19 protein-coding genes, 1 tRNA gene and 3 pseudogenes are annotated in these 23115 nt (G+C 53.5%); 11 read left to right on the top strand and 12 right to left on the bottom strand.

What is annotated here, in order from left to right; all coding sequences use genetic code 11:
* Nucleotides 1–32: 32 nt before the first annotated feature.
* Nucleotides 33–1085 carry a phosphoporin PhoE gene (phoE, locus tag MXM41_RS17145; protein ID WP_325933266.1) on the bottom strand — a complete coding sequence of 351 codons (1053 nt, stop codon included), beginning with the start codon at nt 1083–1085 and terminating at the stop codon, nt 33–35.
* A 302-nt stretch (nt 1086–1387) separates the two neighbouring features.
* On the opposite strand from phoE, the gene proB reads away from it, so the two are divergent.
* Both proB and proA read left to right on the top strand, forming a co-directional pair.
* Entirely contained in the window at nt 1388–2491 is a 1104-nt protein-coding gene (gene proB / locus MXM41_RS17140) for a glutamate 5-kinase (protein ID WP_325933265.1), read from the top strand.
* A gap of 10 nt (nt 2492–2501) precedes the next feature.
* Nucleotides 2502–3755 carry a glutamate-5-semialdehyde dehydrogenase gene (gene proA, locus MXM41_RS17135; protein ID WP_325933264.1) on the top strand — a complete coding sequence of 418 codons (1254 nt, stop codon included), beginning with the start codon at nt 2502–2504 and terminating at the stop codon, nt 3753–3755.
* Between the two features lie 34 nt (nt 3756–3789).
* On the opposite strand, the gene MXM41_RS17130 is transcribed toward proA, so the two are convergent.
* Nucleotides 3790–6426 carry an EAL domain-containing protein gene (locus MXM41_RS17130; RefSeq protein ID WP_325933263.1) on the bottom strand — a complete coding sequence of 879 codons (2637 nt, stop codon included), beginning with the start codon at nt 6424–6426 and terminating at the stop codon, nt 3790–3792.
* A gap of 282 nt (nt 6427–6708) precedes the next feature.
* On the opposite strand from MXM41_RS17130, the gene MXM41_RS17125 reads away from it, so the two are divergent.
* From MXM41_RS17125 to MXM41_RS17110, 4 genes and pseudogenes are all read left to right on the top strand, one after another.
* Nucleotides 6709–6784, top strand: a tRNA-Thr gene (locus MXM41_RS17125).
* 163 nt (nt 6785–6947) lie between these two features.
* Nucleotides 6948–8122, top strand: a pseudogene (locus tag MXM41_RS17120) (tyrosine-type recombinase/integrase).
* Nucleotides 8109–9344, top strand: a complete 1236-nt coding sequence (locus MXM41_RS17115) for an AAA family ATPase (RefSeq protein ID WP_325933262.1) — start codon at nt 8109–8111, stop codon at nt 9342–9344. The pseudogene MXM41_RS17120 and the gene MXM41_RS17115 overlap by 14 nt, the downstream one beginning before the upstream one ends.
* 5 nt (nt 9345–9349) lie before the next feature.
* Nucleotides 9350–10036: an HNH endonuclease gene (locus tag MXM41_RS17110; RefSeq protein WP_325933261.1), complete on the top strand. Its 687-nt coding sequence runs from the start codon at nt 9350–9352 to the stop codon at nt 10034–10036.
* Nucleotides 10037–10442: 406 nt separating this feature from the next.
* On the opposite strand, the gene MXM41_RS17105 is transcribed toward MXM41_RS17110, so the two are convergent.
* From MXM41_RS17105 to MXM41_RS17095, 3 genes are read right to left on the bottom strand one after another with little or no spacing between them, the layout of a single operon-like run.
* Complete coding sequence (locus MXM41_RS17105; protein WP_325933260.1) at nt 10443–11009, bottom strand: phage polarity suppression protein; 567 nt, start codon at nt 11007–11009, stop codon at nt 10443–10445.
* A 10-nt stretch (nt 11010–11019) separates the two neighbouring features.
* Nucleotides 11020–11262, bottom strand: coding sequence for an ogr/Delta-like zinc finger family protein (locus tag MXM41_RS17100; protein WP_325933258.1), 243 nt, complete (start codon nt 11260–11262; stop codon nt 11020–11022).
* Complete coding sequence (locus MXM41_RS17095) at nt 11262–11615, bottom strand: hypothetical protein (protein ID WP_325933256.1); 354 nt, start codon at nt 11613–11615, stop codon at nt 11262–11264. Before MXM41_RS17095 ends, MXM41_RS17100 begins: the two co-directional genes overlap by 1 nt.
* Between MXM41_RS17095 and MXM41_RS17090 the strand changes: the two are divergent.
* Nucleotides 11575–12036, top strand: a pseudogene (locus tag MXM41_RS17090) (winged helix-turn-helix domain-containing protein); the annotation flags it as partial. The gene MXM41_RS17095 and the pseudogene MXM41_RS17090 overlap by 41 nt on opposite strands.
* A gap of 479 nt (nt 12037–12515) precedes the next feature.
* Here MXM41_RS17090 and MXM41_RS17085 read toward each other — a convergent pair.
* A pseudogene (locus MXM41_RS17085) lies at nt 12516–12707 on the bottom strand (integrase); the annotation flags it as partial.
* A 339-nt stretch (nt 12708–13046) separates the two neighbouring features.
* On the opposite strand from MXM41_RS17085, the gene MXM41_RS17080 reads away from it, so the two are divergent.
* Complete coding sequence (locus MXM41_RS17080; protein ID WP_325933253.1) at nt 13047–13808, top strand: hypothetical protein; 762 nt, start codon at nt 13047–13049, stop codon at nt 13806–13808.
* Nucleotides 13809–14038: 230 nt separating this feature from the next.
* On the opposite strand, the gene MXM41_RS17075 is transcribed toward MXM41_RS17080, so the two are convergent.
* Genes MXM41_RS17075 through paoA form a run of 4 tightly spaced genes read right to left on the bottom strand, consistent with a single transcriptional unit; the run spans nt 14039 to nt 18806 of the window.
* Nucleotides 14039–14959: an XdhC family protein gene (locus MXM41_RS17075; RefSeq protein ID WP_325933252.1), complete on the bottom strand. Its 921-nt coding sequence runs from the start codon at nt 14957–14959 to the stop codon at nt 14039–14041.
* Between the two features lie 9 nt (nt 14960–14968).
* Complete coding sequence (gene paoC, locus MXM41_RS17070) at nt 14969–17167, bottom strand: aldehyde oxidoreductase molybdenum-binding subunit PaoC (RefSeq protein WP_325933251.1); 2199 nt, start codon at nt 17165–17167, stop codon at nt 14969–14971.
* The gene (locus MXM41_RS17065) at nt 17164–18120 is read right to left on the bottom strand and encodes a xanthine dehydrogenase family protein subunit M (RefSeq protein ID WP_325933250.1); all 957 of its coding nucleotides are present in this window, start codon (nt 18118–18120) and stop codon (nt 17164–17166) included. Before MXM41_RS17065 ends, paoC begins: the two co-directional genes overlap by 4 nt.
* Nucleotides 18117–18806, bottom strand: a complete 690-nt coding sequence (gene paoA, locus MXM41_RS17060) for an aldehyde dehydrogenase iron-sulfur subunit PaoA (protein ID WP_325933248.1) — start codon at nt 18804–18806, stop codon at nt 18117–18119. The genes MXM41_RS17065 and paoA overlap by 4 nt, the downstream gene beginning before the upstream one ends.
* Before the next feature lie 311 nt (nt 18807–19117).
* On the opposite strand from paoA, the gene MXM41_RS17055 reads away from it, so the two are divergent.
* Entirely contained in the window at nt 19118–19384 is a 267-nt protein-coding gene (locus MXM41_RS17055) for a type II toxin-antitoxin system HicB family antitoxin (RefSeq protein WP_325933247.1), read from the top strand.
* Between the two features lie 50 nt (nt 19385–19434).
* On the opposite strand, the gene MXM41_RS17050 is transcribed toward MXM41_RS17055, so the two are convergent.
* Nucleotides 19435–20901, bottom strand: coding sequence for a UbiD family decarboxylase (locus MXM41_RS17050; RefSeq protein ID WP_325933246.1), 1467 nt, complete (start codon nt 20899–20901; stop codon nt 19435–19437).
* 10 nt (nt 20902–20911) lie between these two features.
* Nucleotides 20912–21487, bottom strand: coding sequence for a UbiX family flavin prenyltransferase (locus tag MXM41_RS17045; protein ID WP_325933245.1), 576 nt, complete (start codon nt 21485–21487; stop codon nt 20912–20914).
* A gap of 96 nt (nt 21488–21583) precedes the next feature.
* Here MXM41_RS17045 and MXM41_RS17040 point away from each other — a divergent pair, with 96 nt between their 5' ends.
* Nucleotides 21584–22072 (top strand): MarR family winged helix-turn-helix transcriptional regulator, encoded by a 489-nt coding sequence (locus MXM41_RS17040; RefSeq protein WP_325933243.1) that lies wholly within the window; start codon nt 21584–21586, stop codon nt 22070–22072.
* The gene (locus MXM41_RS17035) at nt 22044–23078 is read left to right on the top strand and encodes a GlxA family transcriptional regulator (RefSeq protein WP_325933242.1); all 1035 of its coding nucleotides are present in this window, start codon (nt 22044–22046) and stop codon (nt 23076–23078) included. Before MXM41_RS17040 ends, MXM41_RS17035 begins: the two co-directional genes overlap by 29 nt.
* Nucleotides 23079–23115 lie beyond the last annotated feature (37 nt).

The raw sequence follows: 23115 nt of genomic DNA, 5'->3' as shown, positions 1-23115 counted from the left end.
GCTATACAGCGCCGGGTTTTTTTTGGACTGAATCAGAACTGGTAGGTCACACCCAGCGCAACGATATCATCGCTGCTCACACCCAGTTGATTGTCGTCATCAATCTGGTTGATTTTATAATCAACAAACGCGGACATATTTTTGTTGAAATAGTAGGTCGCACCAACGTCGATATATTTCACGATATCTTCATCACCGATACCTTCAATATCCTTGCCTTTCGACTGGACATAACCCAGGGATGGACGCAGACCAAAGTCAAATTGATATTGCGCAACGGCTTCGAAGTTTTGCGCTTTATTGGCAAAGCCACCGGAGATTGGTGTCATATTACGCGTTTCAGTGTACATGGCTGCCAGGTAAATATTGTTAGCGTCATATTTCAGACCGGTACCCCAGGCTTCGGCTTTTTCACCTTCGCCGCGCGCCAGCAGGTTCTGGGCATTGGTGCGGTCAGAGTTGGTGTAGGCGCCGCTGATCGCAAAGTCGCTGCCGCCGAAATCATAGGTCAGAGCGGTACCAAAGCCGTCGCCGTTCTGTTTTTTGGCTTCACGACCTTCGTTTTTACCCTGATATTGCAGGGTCAGATCCAGGCCATCAATGGCGCCGAAGAAGTCGGTATTACGGTAGGTTGCCAGGCCGCTTGAGCGTTTGGTCATGAAGTTGTCGGTCTGTCCGGAAGAGTCGCCGCCGAACTCAGGGAACATATCGGTCCAGGCTTCAACGTCATACAGCGCGCCGAGGTTACGACCGTAATCGATTGAGCCAAAATCCTTCAGCTTAATACCGGCAAAGGCCAGACGGGTTTTTTGTGTAGCATCGCTTTCAGTTTTATTACCGGAGAATTCGGCTTCCCAGCGGCCATAACCGGTCAGCTGATCGTTAATCTGGGTTTCACCCTTAAAGCCGAAACGCACATAAGTCTGGTCACCATCTTTGGCATCATCATCGCTGATATAACGCATCGCTTTGACTTTTCCGTAAACGTCCAGTTTATTGCCGTTTTTATTAAACACTTCGGCTGCCTGAACAGATGCGGAAGCAACAACGCCCATTACCACTAATGCCAGAGTACTCTTTTTCATTTTCAATCCTGGTTTTATTTATACGCGCTAATATTCGCTGAACAGTAAGCTCATGCTTTTGTTCCGTGAAAAAACAGGAAGGGTTTTAACGTGATGAAATGAACGTTTTATGACAATTCCAGAATAAGTTTAAAATACTGTATTTTTTTATTTCAGTAATAAAACCGTCAAATTCTGCCGCTACGCTTCCTGATCCCGCGCAACAAAGTGGATGCCTCTGCGTAATGGCGGTTGGCAACGGGCCCCAGTCCTGATAAAACGTCTGATTGATATCATTTCCTATTGTTGAACGGCAGAGAATCATGAGTGACAGCCAGACGCTGGTGGTAAAACTCGGTACCAGTGTGTTAACAGGCGGATCGCGCCGCCTTAATCGCGCCCACATTGTTGAGCTGGTGCGCCAGTGCGCCCAGCTGCATGCCGCAGGGCACCGTATTGTGATCGTTACCTCCGGGGCGATTGCCGCCGGACGTGAGCACCTGGGTTACCCCGAACTTCCGGCCACCATCGCCTCTAAGCAGCTGCTGGCTGCGGTAGGGCAAAGCCGTCTGATTCAGCTCTGGGAACAGTTGTTCTCTATCTATGGCATTCATGTCGGGCAGATGTTGCTTACCCGCGCCGATATGGAAGACCGGGAGCGTTTTCTCAACGCCCGCGACACCCTGCGTGCGCTGCTGGATAACAACATTGTGCCGGTCATTAACGAAAACGATGCGGTCGCCACCGCGGAAATTAAGGTCGGCGACAACGACAACCTTTCGGCGCTGGCCGCGATTCTGGCGGGGGCCGATAAACTGCTGCTGCTGACCGATCAGCAGGGGCTGTTCACCGCCGACCCGCGTACCAACCCACAGGCCGAACTGATCACCGACGTAAAAGGTATTGACGACGCGCTGCGCGCCATTGCGGGGGACAGCGTCTCTGGCCTCGGTACTGGCGGTATGGGCACCAAGCTGCAGGCTGCCGAGGTTGCCTGCCGCGCCGGGATCGACACTATCATCGCAGCGGGCAGCCGTCCGGGTGTCATCGGCGATGTGATGGAAGGTATTTCGGTAGGCACCCGTTTCCATGCCGAAGCCACCCCGCTGGAAAACCGCAAACGCTGGATCTTCGGCGCGCCCCCTGCCGGCCAGCTTACCGTGGATGAAGGCGCCACCGCCGCTATTCTGGAAAGAGGCAGCTCATTGCTTCCAAAAGGAATTAAAAGCGTGACAGGTAACTTCTCCCGTGGTGAAGTGATCCGTATCTGCAACCTGGAAGGGCGCGATATTGCCCACGGCGTCTGCCGCTATAACAGCGACGCGCTGCGCCGCATTGCAGGCCACCATTCACAGCAGATCGATGCCATTCTCGGCTATGAGTACGGCCCGGTTGCTGTCCATCGCGACGATATGATCACCCGTTAAGGAGCTGGATATGCTGGAACAAATGGGCGCTGCTGCCAAAGCCGCCTCGTACAAACTGGCGCTCCTTTCCAGCCGCGAGAAAAACCGCGTGCTGGAAAAAATCGCAGAGTATCTGGAAGCGCAATCCCATGAGATTTTGCTCGCGAACGAGCAGGATCTTTTAGAAGCCCGCCGCAACGGCCTGAGCGAGGCGTTGCTCGATCGTCTGGCATTAAACCCCACGCGCCTGAAAGGCATTGCCGACGACGTGCGCCAGGTATGCAGTCTGGCCGACCCGGTCGGGCAGGTGATTGACGGTGGGCTGCTGGACAGCGGCCTGCGCATCGAACGTCGCCGCGTGCCGCTGGGGGTAATCGGCGTGATCTACGAAGCGCGGCCGAACGTGACCGTTGATGTCGCCTCGCTGTGCCTGAAAACCGGCAACGCCGCCATCCTGCGCGGTGGGAAAGAGACCTGGCGCACCAACGCCGCCACGGTAAAAGTGATCCAGCAGGCGCTGGAAGAGTGCGGTCTGCCGGCTGGTGCGATTCAGGCGATTGAAAATCCCGATCGCGCCCTGGTCAACGAAATGCTGCGCATGGACAAATACATCGACATGCTGATCCCGCGCGGTGGCGCAGGTCTGCACAAGCTGTGCCGCGAGCAGTCGACGATCCCGGTGATCACCGGCGGTATCGGCGTATGCCACATCTTTGTGGATGACACCGCCGAGTTCGAACCGGCCCTTAAGGTTATCGTTAACGCCAAAATCCAGCGTCCGAGTGCCTGTAACTCGGTGGAGACGCTGCTGGTACATCAGAGCATCGCCGCCACCTTCCTGCCTGCCCTGAGCAAGCAGATGGCGGAAAGCGGCGTGGCCCTGCACGCCGATGCGAATGCGCTGACACAGCTGCAGGGCGGCCCGGCGAAGGTTGAGCCTGTGAAAGCAGAGCAGTATGACGACGAGTTCCTGTCGCTGGATCTGAACGTGAAGGTGGTTACCGATCTTGACGACGCCATCGCGCACATTCGTGAACATGGTACCCAGCATTCAGATGCGATCCTTACCCGTACGCTCAGCAATGCGAATCGCTTTATCAACGAAGTGGATTCCTCTGCAGTTTACGTCAACGCCTCTACCCGCTTTACCGACGGCGGTCAGTTTGGTCTGGGCGCGGAGGTGGCGGTCAGCACTCAGAAGCTGCACGCCCGTGGTCCGATGGGCCTGGAAGCGCTCACCACCTATAAGTGGATCGGTTTTGGCGACGACACCATTCGCGCGTAATCGCCCGCGCGGGCAGCCAACGCTGTTGCCCGCGCTATCCCTGACTATTCTGGCCTGCCCGTTCCTGTGCCGCCGCATCCAGGGCGGTGATTTGTTCCTGTAGCGCCGCCAGGCTGAGCGGCCTGCTGATTAAATAGCCCTGGGTTTCATCGCACTCCATCGTCATCAGCTTTTGCAGCTGTTCTTCGGTTTCCACCCCTTCAGCCGTAATACTCAGCGAGAACGCTTTACCCAGACCGATAATATTTTCGACGATGGTATTGGCGCTGTCGCTCTCCGGCATGCCGTCGATAAATGATTTATCCAGCTTGATGCCATCGAACGGGAAGTTACGCAGGTAGCTCAGGGAGGAGTAACCGGTGCCGAAGTCATCCATCAGCAGCTTCACGCCCAGTTTTTTTAGCGCCAGCATGATTTCGAGGCTGTTTTCCGGGTTCCACAGGGTGGCATTTTCGGTAACTTCGATCTCCAGCCGGGCCGGATCTAACTGCGACATCCGGAGCGCATCTTTAATACGGTCCACCACCTGCCAGGACTGGAACTCGACGGCAGAGATATTCACCGACACGGAGAGACCGTCCAGCGACTGCTGCGTGTCCCGACATGCGGTTTTCAGCACCCAGTCGCTAAGAGGGATAATCAGCCCCGTCTCTTCCGCCAGGGAGATAAACTGATCCGGCATGATCAGGCCAAATTCAGGATGATCCCAGCGGACCAGCGCCTCAACGGCAATAATGCGTGAAGCGTTATGATCGTAGCGCGGCTGATAGACCAGACGGAACTGCTCTTTTTTAATCCCGTCGCGCAGGCTCTCTTCCATCTCGCGACGCTGCACCATCTGTTCGGCCATTTCCGGCGTGTAAAACACCCACTTGTTGCGCCCGGTGCTTTTGGCTTTGTATAGCGCGATGTCCGAGAAGCGCAGAAGTTCGCTCGCGTCGACGGCATCATGCGGTGCGATAGCAACGCCAATGCTGGCCCCGATCACAATCTCATTCCCGTTGATCAGGAAGGGGCGCGTCAGCTCGGCAATGATGCGTTCGCACAGGGTATCAATGTACTTCCGATCGTGAATGTCGGAAATAATCAGTATAAATTCGTCCCCGCCCTGGCGCGCCACCAGATCGTAATCGCGGATACAGCCCCGCAACCGGGCTGAGACCTCGTGCAGCACGCTATCGCCGGCGCCGTGACCGAACAGATCGTTAACCGGTTTAAACTTATCAAGATCGAGGCTAAGCATCGCCAGCGGATGCAGCAGCGTAGGCTGCGCCCGCAGTTTCCCCTCCAGAAACTCGCGCATGCGCACCCGGTTGGGTAGCCCGGTGAGATCGTCGTGCCGGGAGAGATATTCCACGCGTGCCTGGGCCTCAACTTCAAGGGTGACGTCCGTGGCAGTGCCGCGATAGCCGGTTATCCCCTCCGGCGCGATAACAGGTTTGATCGCAATGTGACAGTAGCGCTGGTGGCCCATCGCCGAAAGGTAGCGGCAGTGCAGCAGGCGACGATGTCCCGTCTGGCCGGGAAGAGTGATCCACTCCGCCAGCGACTGGTTTTCTGCTTCCATCAACTCGCTGAGCGGACGACCGATCCATGCCGATATACTGTGGCCGGTGATGCCGGGAAAACGCTCAGAAAGCCAGGTAAAACGCAGCCCGGTGTCCGTCTCCCAAAGCCAGTCGGTGGTAGCCTCGGCGACGTCACGAAAGCGTCGTTCACTGGCAGCGAGCGCAAGACGGTTCTGGGCCAGCAGATAGGTATTTTCGTCATACATACGCGCCTTTTTGAGCGCGTTGCGTCCCAGCATCACGCCGGGAATACCGGTACAGAGCGCCAGCAGGATCAGCAACGGCAGGATATAGCGCAGCAACTCCCGCCCCGGATTTTCGCTTTTCCACTCGAGGGTGATCAGCTGACCATCCACGGGAAGCGTCGCTACACCGCGTCGTCCTGCCAGCTTCGGGGCGTCTTTTTGCTGTACGCGGGTCTGGGCGATGCCGTACTCCTCACCCAGCGCGGTGAGCTTACGCTCGTCCAGCAGGTCCACAAATACCAGCACCGAGGCTGCGCCGGGGATAACGGGGATAGTGGTGTCTTCACCCGCAGTGATCCGCGCCGCCGCCACCAGCGCCGGATGGCTATCCTTCATCACCACCGTACTGGATAATGGCATAGTGTCCGGCCGGTTCATTTTCTGCATCAGTTCGGGGAGGGGATCGTCCCCCAGCCAGGATTGCACTGAGCGCGTTTCCAGCGTGCCGTTTATCACGCTGTACCGGGTTTGCCCGCTGCCATCCAGCACGAACAGCCCTTCGTACTCAAAATCGCGCCAGAGGGTGGCCCCCATATTCTGACGGGTATAGGCCCAGTCGATATCCACCCTCGGATGGAGATGCTGGTAGGCTTCTCCCCACCAGGCATAATCTTTGATATGGGTCGTGAGCGTATCTATGCGGTTATGGATCGCCTTTTCCAGCAGCATGGCGCTATGATTATCGCTGTCCTCGTTGATATTGCGCACGATGGTCAGCAACGCGATGATGGCGACGATAAACAGCATCGCCAGCAGAGATACCATCAGCAGCAGGGCACGTTTGATAAAGCTGGCCGTTCTTTTCGGCTCAAGATCCGCGTCGGCTATGTCGTCGGAGACAAAAAATTTATGCATCATTCACCCACTCTCTCAGGCTTTTCTCTGTTCCGGTCTCTGTTAGTATCGACCTGTTCTGGCGGGGCTTGATTTTAAGAAGTTAAAACTGAAGATAGACGATTCTGAGAAGAAGAGGGGAGATGAGCCGATCGGGTGGGCCAACAGGAGCCAACAGTGAGAGATAACCCTTCTTTTGGTAATTTTTTTGCTCATGGTGTTGTAAAAAACGCCAACTAAAAGTCAAGGGGTTGACGAGGTGGGCACTTTTTCTTACCCTTTTACACCGCAGTACCACTCCTGAAAGCCGATATAGCTCAGCTGGTAGAGCAGCGCATTCGTAATGCGAAGGTCGTAGGTTCGACTCCTATTATCGGCACCATTTCAACTTCCCCGAACGTCTGTAATCATCCATAAACATCCTGATTTATAAAGATTTTATTGTTTTTTAGATCATTATCGTCCGTAACCATCCAGTAGAATCTGATACAGAATGTGTATAGGATTGTGTATATGTTCCTGTCCGGTCCTGGATTCCTATACACTTGCCTTTAAACGATATGCAGATTCGCCGCGCTAAGCCTGAAGATAAACACTATACGCTTGGTATGGGCAAGGCTTGTCATTGCTTATAGAACCTAATGGAAGCAAGAGCTGGCGGTTCCGCTATCGCTATGCTGGTTAACCCAAAATGATCTCGCTTGGTGTTTACCCAACGATCACCCTTGCCGATGCTTGATCCCGTCGTGATGAAGCTCGAAAACTTGTGGCAGAAGGAAAGAACCCTATCTAAGTTCGAAAATAGCAAAAGCTGGCCCTATAAACAGAGTCAGGAAACGCTTTCGAAAGGATAGCCAGAGAGTGACATCAACTTAAATCTGCTAAATGGTCGGCAGAATATGCATCAGACATCATGGAAGCGTTTAAGAAGGACATTTTTACTTATGTCGGAACAAGGCCGGTGGGAGAGATTAAACCGTTAGCGCTGCTGAACGTTCTGCGTAAAATTGAGAAACGTGGTGCGTTGGAGAAAATGCGTAAAGTGCGGCAGCGTTGCTCCGAAGTGTTTCACTACGCAATTGCAACGGGCCGGGCGGAGTACAATCCTGCTGCTGATCTCTCAAGCGCTCTCGAAGTGCATCAATCAAATCATTTCCCGTTCCTAAAAGCTGATGAGATACCTGATTTCCTGCGTGCCTTAGAGGGTTACACTGGAAGTAAGCTTGTCCAGAAAGCCACGAAATGACTAATGATCACGGGCGTGAGGACAATCGAATTACGTGTGGCCTTGTGGTCAGAATTTGATCTAGATAACGCTATTTGGGAAATTCCTGCTGAAAGGATGAGAATGCGCAGGCCGCATCTTGTGCCATTGTCTACTCAGGCGTTAGATTTACTTAACGAACTCAAGCTCATGACAGGGAGCTACCGTTATGTTTTCCCGGGGCGGAACGATCCGAACAAGCCGATGAGTGAAGCAAGTATCAATCAAGTTATTAAGCATATCGGATATGCCGGACGTGTCACTGCTCATGGTTTTAGGCATACACTTTCCACAATTTTACACGAGCAAGGATTTGAGAGTTCATGGATTGAAATGCAATTGGCACATGTTGATAAAAACAGTATACGGGGCACATATAATCACGCCCAATATTTGGAGAAAAGACGTAGCATGCTTCAATTTTATAGTAAGGAAATATTAGATGGAATTGGTTAAAAGGCGTAAGGAAAATATTCTTGGTAGGATTTTGAAAACCAAAAAAAACAGTACGATTGTTGTATTAGGTCAAAATGGAGAGGGTAAGAGTCGTTTGCTCGTTAACTTGGTGAATCAAGCTAAGTATTACAACTATGACAATGTCATTGCTGTATCGACAAGCCCATTCGATAAATTCCCGATTAGAACGGTATTTAAAGAAATTGAATATAACTACGTTGGTGTCAAGGGAGGCGGTGCAGGAAACTCAATCTTGTCACTAATAAGTTCAGCTTCGCTAGGGTTACTTGATTATCATAATAAGAATGACGGTGATATAGAAAGAATATTGGAGTTTCTAGGCGCAAGCTCAGAGGTTGAATATATATTTAAACTTAACACCACACACTCAAAAGTGTACAAACAAAGAACCCTTTTTGGTAAGTATAGTTATTTTATAAAAAATTCCGGTTCAGAAGAAAAACAACTGGAATGCACTGATGAAGAGTTTGAAGATATTGAAAGCTATCTTCATTTATTAAGTGGTTCTGCTGATAGCAATAATAACTTCAGAGTACGCCTGATTATTGGTAAGTTAGCTTATATTAGAAACCAGTATGAGCGCAGTTACGATATTAACAGAATAATTAGCCTTCTTTTGAAGTTTAATTTAATTAAATTAATTGATTTCAAGATAGAAAAGATTAATTTTGGTTGGATGTCTCTCCGGTTTGCTAGTTCAGGTGAACAATGTATACTCCTCTCATTACTAGGTATAGCTGCAAATATTTCTAATAACACATTAATATTAATCGATGAGCCGGAAATAAGTTTGCATCCAGAGTGGCAGGAGCGATATATATCGTTGCTCATGAAAATCTTTGAAAGATATCACTCATGTTTGTTTGTTATAGCAACTCATTCTCCGCAAATGGTATCGAAATTAAACCCAGTCGGTTCTTATATATACACCATTCAGAATGATGAGCTTTTAGATGCTGTTGAATATATAAAGAGATCATCTGATTTTCAACTGGCAAATCTTTTCTCTGCTCCAGGGTATAAAAATGAATATCTTACACGGGTTCTTATAAGCTTTTTGACTAGCCCTGAGGAGTTTCTGAGTGATGATAAAATGTTGGAAATAAAAAATATAATCTCGCTGAGAAAGAGTTTGGACTCAACTGACCCTGTATATAAGCTCATTACAATTGCTAGTAAAGTCATTGCGAGACTAGGATAATGCCAATGAATCCCATTAATTATGTAGGTGATGATGCTGAAACGTATCGCAGTTTTAATGCCCTGCCTGAAGAACATAAAAATGGCCACGTTTGGGATAGCGATGAAGTTTCTATAATTAATATAAAAAAGGCAATAAAAGATCACTATATAGTCAGTCAGGATTACACCTGCCCATATTGTAAACAGCGACTGGAAGTAAACCATAATGCATCTTGGGATGCCGAACATATTATACCTAAAAGCAGTCATCCAAGATTTATTTTTGAGCCACTCAATTTGTGTGTTTCATGCAAAGACTGCAATAATGAAAAAAGAGATAAGACAGTGTTGAGGAATAATCGGAGGAGAACATTTCCGGTAAATAGTGAGGACTATAAATTCGTTCATCCGCATTTTGATGATTACAATGAGCATATAAGTGTTGTGGAAATAGCAGGCTACTACTTCCCATTGACAGAAAAAGGAAGAAAGACCATTGAAAAATGTGGTCTCCTAAGGTTTGCATATAAGTACACTAGTTATGGGAATACGTCGCAGGAGAACAAAGAAACTATTCAGGCGTTGACTAGTAAGCTTATGGAGGCAGGTTCTGCTGCTGAAGAGAATATTTTATTAAGCATAATTGCGGATGCGGTGCAAGCCGGTCAGAGAATATCTAAAGATGCTTTTCTTCAGCAAATTGGGGCTTGAGAATATCAAAACATAATAATTTATTTTTAAAGTGAGTCGTTTTAATCATTGGGTGTGAATTGAGTAACACCTAATGAATAGGAAGTATTATGCTTGCTTGGTATAAGGTTTTAATTTTATTTAATGAATTAATGATGATGTTTTTGATGAGAGGCAACGATTCTGGCTATCTTGGATAGCCATAGAATAAAAATAATAACTTTTACACGCGCGCAATGCTCTCCCCGCCACGCCTGCCCGCTTGATGTGTCGCTTTTAATGCAGGTGCATTAGTGGGCTCAGGCCGCAGCAGGGCTGGCGCGGGAGAGAGTTTTGAGGGGGTTAAAGCGCATGCAAAACCATGCACCTGATGCATGCATGGCTGTTTCTGTAAAAATGACGGGGTTTTCGGGTATTATTTTCTGGGCTACCGGGCGGTCAGTTCAGCGCGTTTGTTCACGTAATTCTGATTTTGTACAGGGGTGTATTTTTCTCGGTTATCTGCCCGCGAAGCCGCGTCAGGCCTGAATCCGGCAGCCGTTAATAATTCACTGTCCTGTGCTGAATAATTAATTTTTTCGCCTCTGTCCAGCCAGACCATGAGGGCTTCACGCAGATACTCAACGGAATGCTGCATGACGCGTTGTTTTACGGCGCTGTGCTGCCCGTTATAGCCCATGAGTTCAGGTGCCAGCGCGGCGGCCAGTTCAGCACCGTGCGACACCATAAAATCATCCAGCCGGTTACGGATGCTGATGCGCTGCATATCCTCATGCGAACGGATATAGCGCCCGGCACTCTGGTTCACCTCACATTTATTCACATCAATGATATCGCGCAGCATTTGCAGTGACGGGGAGCCGCTTTCATTCTCGGCAACAAATATTTCCTGATACTCCCGCTCAGCTTCCGCCAGTTCACTTTTACGGGTAAGCCAGGTGCTTTTATTTATCTGGCAGGTTTCAAAAACCTGCGCCAGTGTCATCTCACTCATCCTGTTCTCCTCAGTGACGCACGGATAGGCGCGCGGTCTGCAATCCGGGGGGGGCTGCGGGGTTTACCTGAGCCGGTGTCTCCTCCTCTTTCTCCGCTGGCGGGCTTATCACCCTGTCGAGGGATTCCAGCGTGCGGAAGGAAGCCGAACAGAAGACATTTACGCACTGGTGAAAGCTCTGCTTAACCGTATCTGACAGATAACGGCTGGTCCGCACGTGGGCGGCATTCTGGCAGAACGGACAGCGCATCATTACAGCAGCCCCCGCGCTTTCAGGTCTTCCTCTCGCTCGCGCATTTCCTGGTGGAATTTATAGCGGGCAGTCGGGGTGGATGCCCGGGTCGTATTCATGTGTGGGAGTGTCTCAGCCGACAGGCCGGTGCGGTAAAGGACGGGTTCATCGTTCAGACGGATGTGACACGCCTGAATGGCATCTTTCAGCCATGCGGCCACCTCGTTCATGATGGCTTTTTCTGGCGCCACATAACCAATCGCCGCCGCAGCCTCACTCTCAAGTACGCCACTGTGCGCCAGCATTTTCAGCTTCATCGCGCGGACAAGCGCCCCGCAGCTTAAGGACAAAATTGCACGGGAGCTGGCCGTCATCGTGCGCCAGCTTATGCAGCAGTTCGGCGACCCGATGACCGCGCGTACCTTGCTCCAGTCACAGCAGAACTCCGACGAGGCACTCAGCATCAAGCACGATGCTGACCCGACATTTGATTTTTGCGGCTATCTGGAAACGCTGCCGCAGTCAAACGGGATGTTTATGGGCAATGCCAATATCATCCCGCGACAGCCCCGTAACTATCTCTATCACGCTTATCTGGTCTATATGGAGGCCAACGGGTATAAGCACGTTCTGAGCCTGAAGATGTTCGGGCTGGGACTACCGATGATGCTGAAAGAGTACGGGATGAATTATGAGAAGCGGCACATTAAGCAGGGGACACAGACTAACCTGACGTTCAGGGAGGACAGCAACGGCGACTGGCTGCCGAAATGCGATGAATCCGCAGCGACATAACCCACCTCAGACCGGCAATCGTCGGTCTTTTTATATCTGTCCACCGCATAAGGCGAACAATCGACCGTTCACCATTCACCGTCGGATCACATCTTAACAATATGAAATTATTATAAAAAATAGAAAGGTGAACAGAGTGAACAGTCAAACCTAACAAAACTTTTATCCCCTTATCGCCTCACCGGGCGCATTCTGCATGAGCGTAAAATCTTAAAGGTGAAGAGTTGACTGTTCACTCTTCACCACTCATCACCACTTAATATTATGATTTAAAAAAAGAAAATAGTGAGGTGAACAGTGTGAACAGTTAAATGCAAAAAAGATTTTTACTTACAGTGTTTGAGTATAGAAAATGAACGCTAGCGCCAATGTGTATAGCGATGTGTATAATTTTATTCTTAGATATTAATTTTCCTTTTAAAATCATTGACATAACGTTGTTTATTGGTTCCTGTTATCGTCCCAGAAATATCAAATAGTTACCTCGAATTTATATAAACCACATTCTCCTCTTGTGCCGTATTTGTGACATTGAGACCTATAATTTCGTCAATTTTGCTCGCGTGTTCGGTCAGATGACCGGCAGATAAATGCGCGTATCGCTGAACCATTTCCAGAGTCTCCCATCCTCCCATTTCCTTCAAAGCCAGGGGTGAAACGCCGGACTGTACCGTGTCTTTACAGGAATGATCCGCGCAAGACAATAAGTAAAGCGATTAATCAGGTTCTTGAGTGGGATTGTTCAGGCTTTGCTTTGTTCCTTGCAAAGAAGGGTGTTGTTCAGAAGGGGGCAGAATGTAATAACCATTATTAACGGCACCATTCTAATTAATATATTTTATCAAATTTTATTCACTTTGCTTATTTTAACGTTGAGAATCAAACCCTGCTGTTATAGTTTACAGAAATAAGATTTATAAAGGCAGATGAAAAATGATAATGTTAGTATAGTAGTTCACATAATTCATATTAATATCTCCGAATTCCAGCGAGATCTTTAAGGAAAGAAAATGTCTCTATCAATTGAATCAGTCGTTGACTTAATACAAAAAACATTATATTCACTGGTGATCATTGCATTAATAGTTTCTGGTGGCTGGGGGTTAATTCTTCGGCTTGTGCTCAGTCCATTAAAGATAAAAGCATCAAGCAGAGCATTCAAAAAGCTGGATGATTATCTTTTAGACTTGCAATTATTGAAACTTCATCATGGTATTAATGTTACTAACAAAAACGATGCTGAACTAGTATTACAGGCAATATCACAAGGTATCCTTTCTCGTGGCGATTTTAAGTTACTGCGATTTGCCCCTCCCATTGGCTTAAAAAAGTTAAAGTTAATTGACGCGTTGTTAGCCGGTTTTATAGGGATTGTATGCATGCTTATATTCATTGCAATAATGTCTTCATTGAAAGAAAGTAAATACAATCATGCATTTTATTCACAAGAAAATGAAAAGGTTTTAATTTCACAATCTAATATTTACGATATTCAGGCAGGTCGTTATTTATTAAAAAAAGATTGCAAGAAGATTAACCGTGATAGCAAGTCGATATTAGCCAGTGCATGTGACTATCTTATGACAGAAGATAAAGATAAAAAAGAAGAGCTTTCGTGGGCAATCGACAGGAATAATAACGCAATGATCACACTAATGGTAATGGCGGTGGTTTTAGTTCTGGTCGGTGTGTTATCTATTGTTTTAACTGCGCAATATTATCAAGTTAACAATAAATTCCATGAGTTTAAACTTGGTAACCTCACGCAATAGCATTCTATCTAACTAAATATTGTGCCAATAGATATATATTGGCACTTAATAAGAGCCAAGCATAGATTCTTACCGTAATTTTATCTTCCATATCTTGACGAACTTCATTGTAAACTCCCGTTAGCCTTCTGAAGACTGGACATTTCTTCACAGTGTCTTCACAGAAGTGGGGGCGCATAAAACTAATCATATCTATCATTATCTGGCTCCCGATTAAACCCTGTAACCCATCACCCCATGTGACCTTTCCCCGCCCTTACCGCTGCCACGTCAGCCACCACCGACAGCGCCAGCGTGTTCGCATCCCGCGCCCGGGGAAAGATCCCGATCGGCGCCTTAATCCGCGCGATATCCCCATCCTCCCAGCCCAGTTCACGCAGTTTATCCACCCGCCGCTGGTGGGTGCGCTGGCTGCCAAGGGTGCCGATATAAAACGGCGCCGCCGCCAGCGCGGCCTGTAACACCGGCAGTTCCTTGTGCTGATCGTGCCAGAGCAAAATCACCGCCGTGTCCGCGTCCATCAGCTCAACCGTGGGGGGATTGCAGTGCACCTCATACCCCGCCGCCTGCGCCACATTTGCAGTGGCCTGCGCCTCCACTGAACCGCCGTAGATCAGTAGCCGGGGGCAGGGACGATAGCCCTGCGCGAACAGGTCATCCTGCCAGCCTGTCGCGGCTGTCCAGGGAGCGGACTGCAATGACTGTGACGAGGCGTGATAACGCAGTCCCACCGGTTTACGCTGCGCCAGGCTGTTCAGCACCGCCAGCAGCGGTTGAACCGAGCGCACTTTATGGATGTTCAGCGTGATACCGCCGCCGCAGGGCAGCACGATATCGAACCACGGCGAACCCTCGCCATACTTCACCTGGCGGTCTGCGCCGCAGGCGAGGGTCTCCAGCGCCTCATATGCAGCGGCGGCCTCCACGCAGCCGCCGGAGACAAAGCCGCAATAGAGGCCATCCTCGCGAACGGCCATCTGCGCCCCCAGCGGTCTCGCGGCACCGCCGCGGATCTCCACCAGCGTCACCAGCGCTACCGCTATGCCTGCCGTGAATGCCTCCGCCGCGAAGCGCAGCACCGCCACGCTGTCGTCGGTGATAAAGGCCTGCTCGGGGATAATCTGTTCAGTCAGCGCAGCGCGTTGCAGCATCCTTTCTCCTTACACCACATCGGGTAGCGTATCGATCAGCTTATCGAGGGTGATGGGATACTCCCGCACCCGCACGCCCGTTGCGTTATACACCGCATTGGCGATGGCAGCCCCGACGCCGCACAGCCCCAGCTCGCCCACTCCTTTGGCCTTCATCGGCGAGGAGATGGGATCGGTATCGTCGAGGAAAATCACCTTCTGCTCCGGGATATCGGCATGAACCGGCACTTCATACCCCGCCATATCGTGGTTGACGAAGTATCCCAGACGGGTATCCACCGCCAGCTCTTCCATCAGCGCCGCGCCGAGCCCCATGGTCATCGCGCCAATCACCTGGCTGCGGGCGGTTTTGGGGTTCAGGATCCGGCCTGCGGCGCACACCGCCAGCATGCGGCGGACCCGGACTTCACCCGTCGCCACATCTACCGCCACTTCGATAAAGTGGCCGGCAAAGGTCGACTGCTGATACTGCTTATCCAGATCGCCAAACTCGATACTGTCTTCGGCGGTCAGCGTGCCGTTGGCTGCGGCCTCGCGGATATCCGCGCTGCGCGAACCGCTGGTTACCTTCCCGTCGCTGAACTGCGCCTGGTCGGGATCAAAACCGAGATGCGTGGCGATGGTTTCGCGTAACTTCACGCAGGCGGCATAGACCCCCGAGGTGGAGGTATTGGCGCCCCACTGGCCGCCCGAACCGGCAGAGACCGGGAAGTTCGAATCACCCAGATGCACCGTTACCTTGTCCAGCGGCACGCCCATCATCTCTGCCGCCGTCTGGGCTATGATGGTATAGCTCCCGGTGCCGATGTCCGTCATGTCGGTTTCCACCGTCACGTTGCCGTCCGCGTCCAGATGCACCCGGGCGCCGGATTTTTCTAACAGATTATTGCGAAAGCCGGCCGCCATACCGATGCCCACCAGCCAGCGTCCGTCGCGAACCTGACCGGGCGTCGCGTTGCGCTGCTTCCAGCCAAACTCTTCGGCCCCGGTGCGCAGGCACTCGATAAGCTGACGACGGGAGAAGGGGCGACCCGGATCGGCCGGATCGACCTGGGTGTCATTGAGGATACGAAATTCAATGGGATCGACACCGGCTTTTTCCGCCATCTCATCAATGGCGATCTCAAGCGCCATCAGGCCCGGTGCCTCGCCGGGGGCGCGCATGGCGTTACCCTCGGGCAGATCCAGTTTTGCCAGCCGCAGGCCGGTGTGACGATTTTCACCCGCGTAGAGCAGTTCGGTCTGCTGCACCGCGGTCTCCGGCGTGCCGCCGGGCAGATTGCCGGACCAGCTGTCATGGGCAATAGCGGTAATTTTTCCCGCCTTGTCGGTCCCGATGCGGATATGCTGAATGGTCGCCGGACGGTGGGTGGTGTTGTTAGGGATAGTCGGTCGCGGCAGCATCACCTTTACCGGGCGCTTCAGGGCGCGGGCCGCCAGCGCAGCCAGCAGGGCATCGCTTCGCAGGAACAGCTTGCCGCCAAAGCCGCCGCCGATATAAGGGGAGATGACGCGCACGTTCTCCTCGGGGATTTTCAGCGTCGCCGCCAGGTCGGTGCGACACCAGCCGACCATCTGATTGGAGGTCCACAAGGTCACCTTATCGCCATCCCAGGCGGCCATAGAGGCATGAGGCTCCATCGCCATATGGCTCTGGTCAGGGGTAGTGTAGGTGACGTCCAGCTTCACGTCGGCGGCGGTAAAGGCGGCGTTAAAATCCCCGACGTTTTTATCAGGCGTCTTCTCTGGCGGCTGGTTAACGGCGGGTTTTTCATCTGCCAGCGACCAGGCGCCCTTTTCACGTCGGTACTGAACCTCCACCAGCGAGGCCGCCGCCCGGGCCTGCTCAAAGGTCTCGGCTACCACCAGCGCAACGGCCTGATGGTAGTGCTCTATCTTCGGGCCGCCCAGCAGCGTGGCCGCGTTTCTCTCGCCTTTACCAAGCGCGCCGGCGCTACTGGCCGTAATCACCGTCAACACGCCCGGCGCGTTTTTCGCAGCCTGGGTGTCAATGGCGGCAATATCACCTTTGGCGATGGCCGAACCGACCACATAGCCATAGGCCGCATTGGGCGCGGTGTCATGCCATTCATAGGCATAGTGCGCTTTGCCGGTGGTTTTTAATGGGCCGTCGATACGGTCGTGGGGCTGTCCGACCACCTTCAGCCGATCGATTGGGTTTTCCCCTGCCGGTTTCTCAAATTTCATACCTGAGCCCTCGCTTCTGTCAGCACGGAGGCAAGCGTTCGCTTCGCCAGGGTGAGTTTGAACCTGTTTTCAGGCGTCGGGTGAGCGTCGGCAAACAACGCGTCATAGACCGCCTGCGCGCCCTGCGAGAGTTGCGCATCGGCCTGCGCCACCCGCCAGGGTTTATGGGCAACACCACCCAGCGCGACGCGACCCGTGCCGTCTGGCTGCACAATCGCGGCCACCGAAACCAGCGCAAAAGCGTAAGAAGCGCGATCGCGGACTTTACGGTAAATGTGCTGTCCGCCCACGGGCGGCGGCAGGCTAACGGCCGTAATCAGCTCCCCTGGCGTCAGCACGGTCTCAATATGGGGCGTTTTCCCCGGCGCTCGATAGAAGTCGGCGAGGGGAATATTGCGCGTTTTTCCGTCCGCGGCGATGGTCTCTACCACCGCATCCAGCAGCCGCATCGCGACGGGCATATCGCCCGGATGGGTGGCGATACAAGCTTCGCTCCCGCCTACGACCGCATGCTGGCGACTAAAACCTTCCAGCGCCGCGCAGCCGCTGCCGGGAAGGCGCTTATTGCAGGGTTGGTTAGTGTCGTAGAAATAGGGGCATCGCGTGCGCTGCAGCAGATTGCCCGCCGTGGTGGCCTGGTTGCGCAACTGACCAGACGCCCCGGCCAGCAGGGCTCTGGAGAGGACGCCATAGTCACGACGCACGCGTTCATCGGCGGCCAGATCGGTATTACGTACCAGGGCGCCGATGCGCAGACCGCCCTCGTCGGTGGCTTCAATCTTATCCAGTCCCAGGCCGTTCACGTCGATCAGATGGGTAGGTGTCTCGATTTCCAGCTTCATCAGATCCAGCAGATTGGTGCCGCCGGCGATAAATTTCGCGCCAGGCGTGCGTTGGGCGCTGGCGGCAGCCTCGGTAGGAGTTTGTACCCGTTCATAGGTGAAGGCTTTCATGATTTCTGCCCTCCGGCGACGTCCTCAATGGCGGCGAGAATATTGGCGTACGCGCCGCAGCGGCAGATGTTGCCGCTCATGCGCTCGCGGATCTCTTGCGCGTTCATTTCGGGAGGGGAGACCAGATCGAGGGTGACATGGCTGGGAATACCGGCCTCAATCTCTTTCAGCACCGCCACCGAGGAGCAGATTTGCCCCGGCGTGCAGTAGCCGCACTGATAGCCATCGTGCCTGACAAACGCGGCCTGCATGGGGTGCAGATTGTCAGGCGTGCCCAGCCCCTCGATGGTGGTGATCTCGGCGTTCTGCTGCATCACAGCCAGGGTGAGGCAGGCGTTGATCCTGCGCCCGTCAACGATGACGGTACAGGCCCCGCACTGCCCGTGGTCACAGCCTTTTTTGGTGCCGGTCAGGTGCAGGTTCTCGCGCAACGCATCCAGCAGCGTGGTGCGGGTATCCACCTCCAGCTGCTGTTCCTCGCCGTTAACGCGAAACGTCACCGGCATCATCTCCGGCGCGGGCGTCACGGCGGGCTCGCCCTCCGCCAGCGCAGAACAGGGATACACCGCTGCGGTCGCCGCCGCTGCGGCACTTGCTTTTAACAGATCCCGACGGGAGAGGCTGAAATCGTGTTGCTCGTTCTTCCCGATCTCACCATCTTCAGGATATTCGCCTTGGTTGCTCATGCCAGGCCTCCGGTATGCAAAGGGAAAATAACAGTCAAAGAGGGCGCGACGTTGTCGTCTGTTTTTTAAACGTTAAGCATAGACGGCGATGTTGGTGGGATTATTCTTAAAACGTGAATGCAGTTATGAAGCGGCTTAATAGATGCTTATGTGAACCGATTTTTCCTGTTCCAGTCTGGCGCTATACCCTTACAATCTGTAAAGCTACCCGGCCACTTTCAAAATTTTTTTTAATTTCAAAACTGCTTTTTAATTTGATTTACGGAGCGTAATATCCACACCAGTTAAGTTGATTAGGATGATTCTCAAGGATGAGCCGTTCAAATACACTCTTTATCGACGGACACAAAGCCCGGGTAACCTACGATCCGGTGATTGATATGTTCCGTGGCGTGTTTGTGAATACCCGAAGCGAAGCCCGCTTTATGGCGAGCGATGTCAAAGCGTTAAAAGTTGCCGCCCGGGATGCGCTGGATAGCTATCTCAACGCCTGTAGCATTACCGGCGTAACACCATTCCAGCAGCGCATTCCGCTCCCCCTGGTGGCGCTACAGCGGCTTAAAGCCATATTGCATTGATTCTGCTTTTATCGCGGCCTGCCTGTTTTTCAGACAGACAGGCATAGCCATTACGGCTGCGTTGGCCAGTTATCCAGCACGCGCTGACGCACCTCTTGCGGATAGCCCTGCTCAAAGGACGCATGCAGATGGCGGGTGGACTGCAGCGTATCAAACACCACTTTCGCCCCACGGCCCGCCACATACTCCTCTTCCTCGTAGCACTGCGGCAGACGGATCACCCGCTGATCGTCAAATACCACGCGGCGGCCCACCGGGTGAACGCGGGTTGAGAGCACCCACACCACTTCGCGCAAATTGGTCGGGTCAAAATCATCATCCACCACGTAGACCTTCGGAATGAACACCATTGCGTCGGTTTTGAATAATACCTCGCCGATGCGTCGGGAAAAGTCTTCGCTGGAGACCCCCGGCAGCCGCTCGCGCCAGTTCTGCGGTACCACCACCAGCAGCCAGTGGACGGTGGAGTCCTCGGGGATCCAGGCGGTGGTAATCGGCAGCTCCGCTTCACGCAGGTACGTCAGGGCATCGGCGGCCAGTCCCATCGCCCACAGGGTGTGCGACTCGTCGGTCGGGCGACCCGTGATCGACATCGGCCAGATGGGGTCGTCCCGGTGGGTAATGGTCTCGACGTGGAAGGTTGGCTGGGCAGACGATCCTTCGCCGAGATAGCCGCCGTACTCGCCGTAAGGCCCTTCCTGGCAATCGCGATTGATGGAGACGTGCCCCTCAATGACAATTTCTGCCGTGGCGGGTACGTCCAGATCGATACTGACCGCTTTCACCACCGGCACCGGTTCGCCCGCCAGAGTACCAATGTAGTCCGCTTCGTCGGCGTGGGCCGGGATCGGAATGCCGGATACGCAGGAGATCGCCGGTGCCGGGCCCTGCACCAGCGCGTAAGGCATCGGCTGGCCGAGTTTGACCCATTCGGTCCAGATCTGGCCGATATGCTGGCTCGGCACAATCAGCCCCACCATCCGCTTGCCGTCCACCTTCATCACGCGGGCGATAGACCAGTTCACCCATTTGCCGTCCGGTGTCTTCACGATCAGCGTGCCCCAGGTGTTGGCGTAGCGACCGCCGTCCTTATCGTGGGCAAAGGGGATCGGAAAACGATCGAGATTTGCCTCGTCGCCGCGCAGGATGTTCTGATGGCACAGGGCGTCAGCAGAGGCCACCCGCACCGGAGGAATGCCCGGCTTTTGGCGTGCCGCCGACAGTGCTTCGACGATCTGTGGCCCGGTGGACTCAGGAGCCAGACCGAGCGACATCGCTACCCGGGCGTAGGGCATCTCCCGGCGGGAAGAGAGGCTGGCCGGAGCGCCAAATAAGCGGAAACCGGGCGCCACGCCTGCCACCGTGTGGAACAGCGGGGCAGGGGACTGGATCTCATAGCTGCGGCGGGTGATGGCGCTCGGCTCAAAATCACCGTCCACTTCGCGGGTTACATGCATGATGTCGCCCATGGCGTCGAGGGCATCAATATAACTGCGTAAATCACCGTAATAGTGCATCAGGCTCTCCTTAAGCCGTGGGGGCGGAGTGAGGTTCACCCCAGCGTTTCGTTAAAGCGTTATCCAGGCCAAACTGATCCAGAATGCGCGACACAAAGTGGTTGATGATGTCGTCCGTGCTGGCGGGGTTGTTGTAAAAGGCGGGCATCGGCGGCAGCATCATGGCGCCTGCGCGTGTCAGGGTGAGCATGTTTTCCAGGTGAATGGCGTTGAGCGGCGATTCCCGCGGCACCAGCACCAGCTTGCGCTGCTCTTTCAGCGTCACGTCGGCAGCGCGGGCAATCAGGCCATCGCCGTAGCCGCTGCGGATGGCGGCGAGGGTTTTCATACTGCACGGCACCACGATCATGCCGTCGACGCGAAAAGAGCCGCTGGAGATCGCCGCCGCCTGATCGTGCTCGCTGTAACTCTTCGAGGCGAGCGCGATAACCTCCTGTACACTGTAAGGCGTTTCCAGTTGAATGGTGGCGCGCGCCCATTTTGAAATGACCAGATGCGTTTCGACGTCCCGATCTTTCAGCGCAGCCAGTAAGCGAACACCAATTGCAGCGCCGGTAGCGCCAGTCATGCCGACAACAAGCTTCATGCGGGTTCTCTGTAGTAATACTTCCAGGTATAGTTCGAGTTCAAACTGTTTGTGCTCGAACTATATGTTTGTCGTTTTCAGGAGTCAAGAGAGTCGATGGCAGAAAATCGCGACTTAATCCCAGCCGCGCCCCTGTGGCCGCACGGCGATTGTTCACTAATGCACCTGATGCGCCGGGCAGGGCAGCACTCAACCACCTGCTGGTCGCAGTGCGTCGATACCGGGCTATCTGCCGTGCAGTACGCCATACTGGTGGTACTGGCGGAAGAAACCACCTGCGACCAGCAAACGCTGGGCAACCGCGCCGGGTTTGATAAAGCCACCGGCACCTATGTGATCGATCGCATGACCAAAAGCGGGCTGTTGAAGGTGCAGACCGATCCCGCCAACCGCCGCCGCAAGCTGGTTGCCATGACGGCTGAGGGCGAGGCGATGCTGGCGCAGATGATTGAACAGGCGAAAAGCGCCGAGAAGATGATTACCGCCGGTCTGAACGCCCAGGACATCGCCGACCTGAAACGTCTGCTGAGCAAGCTGGGGGGATTGCAGGAGCCTGATGACTATGCCTCCAACGACATTACCTGACAGCCAGATCGCGCCGAAGCCCGATCTGACGATCGGCTTTTTGCTGATGAAGCACTTTACGCTGGCCTCGGTGGCGGGGCTGGTGGAATCGCTGCGCTTTGCGGCGGATGAATCCTTCTCCAGCCGACAGATCTTCTGCCGCTGGGAGTGGATGACCTGCGATAACCAGCCGGTCATCGCCAGCTGCGGTCTGCCGGTATCGCCCACGGCAACGCTCGATTTTGCCCGTGACTGGGACTACTTCGTGGTGGCGGGTGGCCTGCTGGAGGAGACCCGTCAGTCGCCCGAATGGCTGCTGCAGGCTCTGCGGGATCTGCATGCCCGCAATATTCCCATCATCACCCTGTGCAGCGGAGCCTTTGTCGCCGGTAACGCCGGGCTGCTTGACGGGCGTCACTGCGCCATTCATTTCACTACCCGCGACGAGTTCCGGCTGCGTTTTCCGAAAGCCATTCCGGTGATCGATAAAACCTACATCAAAGACGGCGGCATTATCTCCTGCCCGGGCGGCACGGCCATTGACCTGGCGGCCGATCTTATTCGTCAGCACTGCGGGCTGGTGCGCTCCCAGAAGGTGCTGAAATACCTGCTGGTGGACGAGACCCCGGCACCGTCCGGCAAAGCGAAGCATAAAGCCTCGCTCAGGGAGCCCGATGGCTACGAGAATCCGCTGGTCAGCAAGGTGATTGAGTTCATGAAGCATCACCTCGATTCGCCGGTTCCACTGGCAGAGGTGGCGGCGTTTGCCGGGGTGACCTTCCGCCAGCTTAATCTGATTTTTACCCAGTGTACCGGTTACTCGGCGGCGGTGTACTGGCGGCGGATGCGCCTTGAGCAGGCGCGTAAGCTGATGGCCGACTCCAGCAACAGCATCAACGCCATTGCCACCGCCACCGGCTTTGCGGACGCCTCGCACCTGATCGCCTGGTTTCGTAAACAGTACGGTGAAACGCCCAGCTCATTCAGAAAGCGGCGGCGGGAAGTGGAAAAACTGGTGAAAGAGTAAAATTGCGCGGCGGCGCTGCGCTTGCACAGACCTACGG

It is taken from the genome of Leclercia adecarboxylata (genome assembly GCF_035787115.1).
GTDB lineage: Bacteria > Pseudomonadota > Gammaproteobacteria > Enterobacterales > Enterobacteriaceae > Enterobacter > Enterobacter adecarboxylatus_E.
This window is presented reverse-complemented; position numbering and strand designations above follow the sequence as displayed.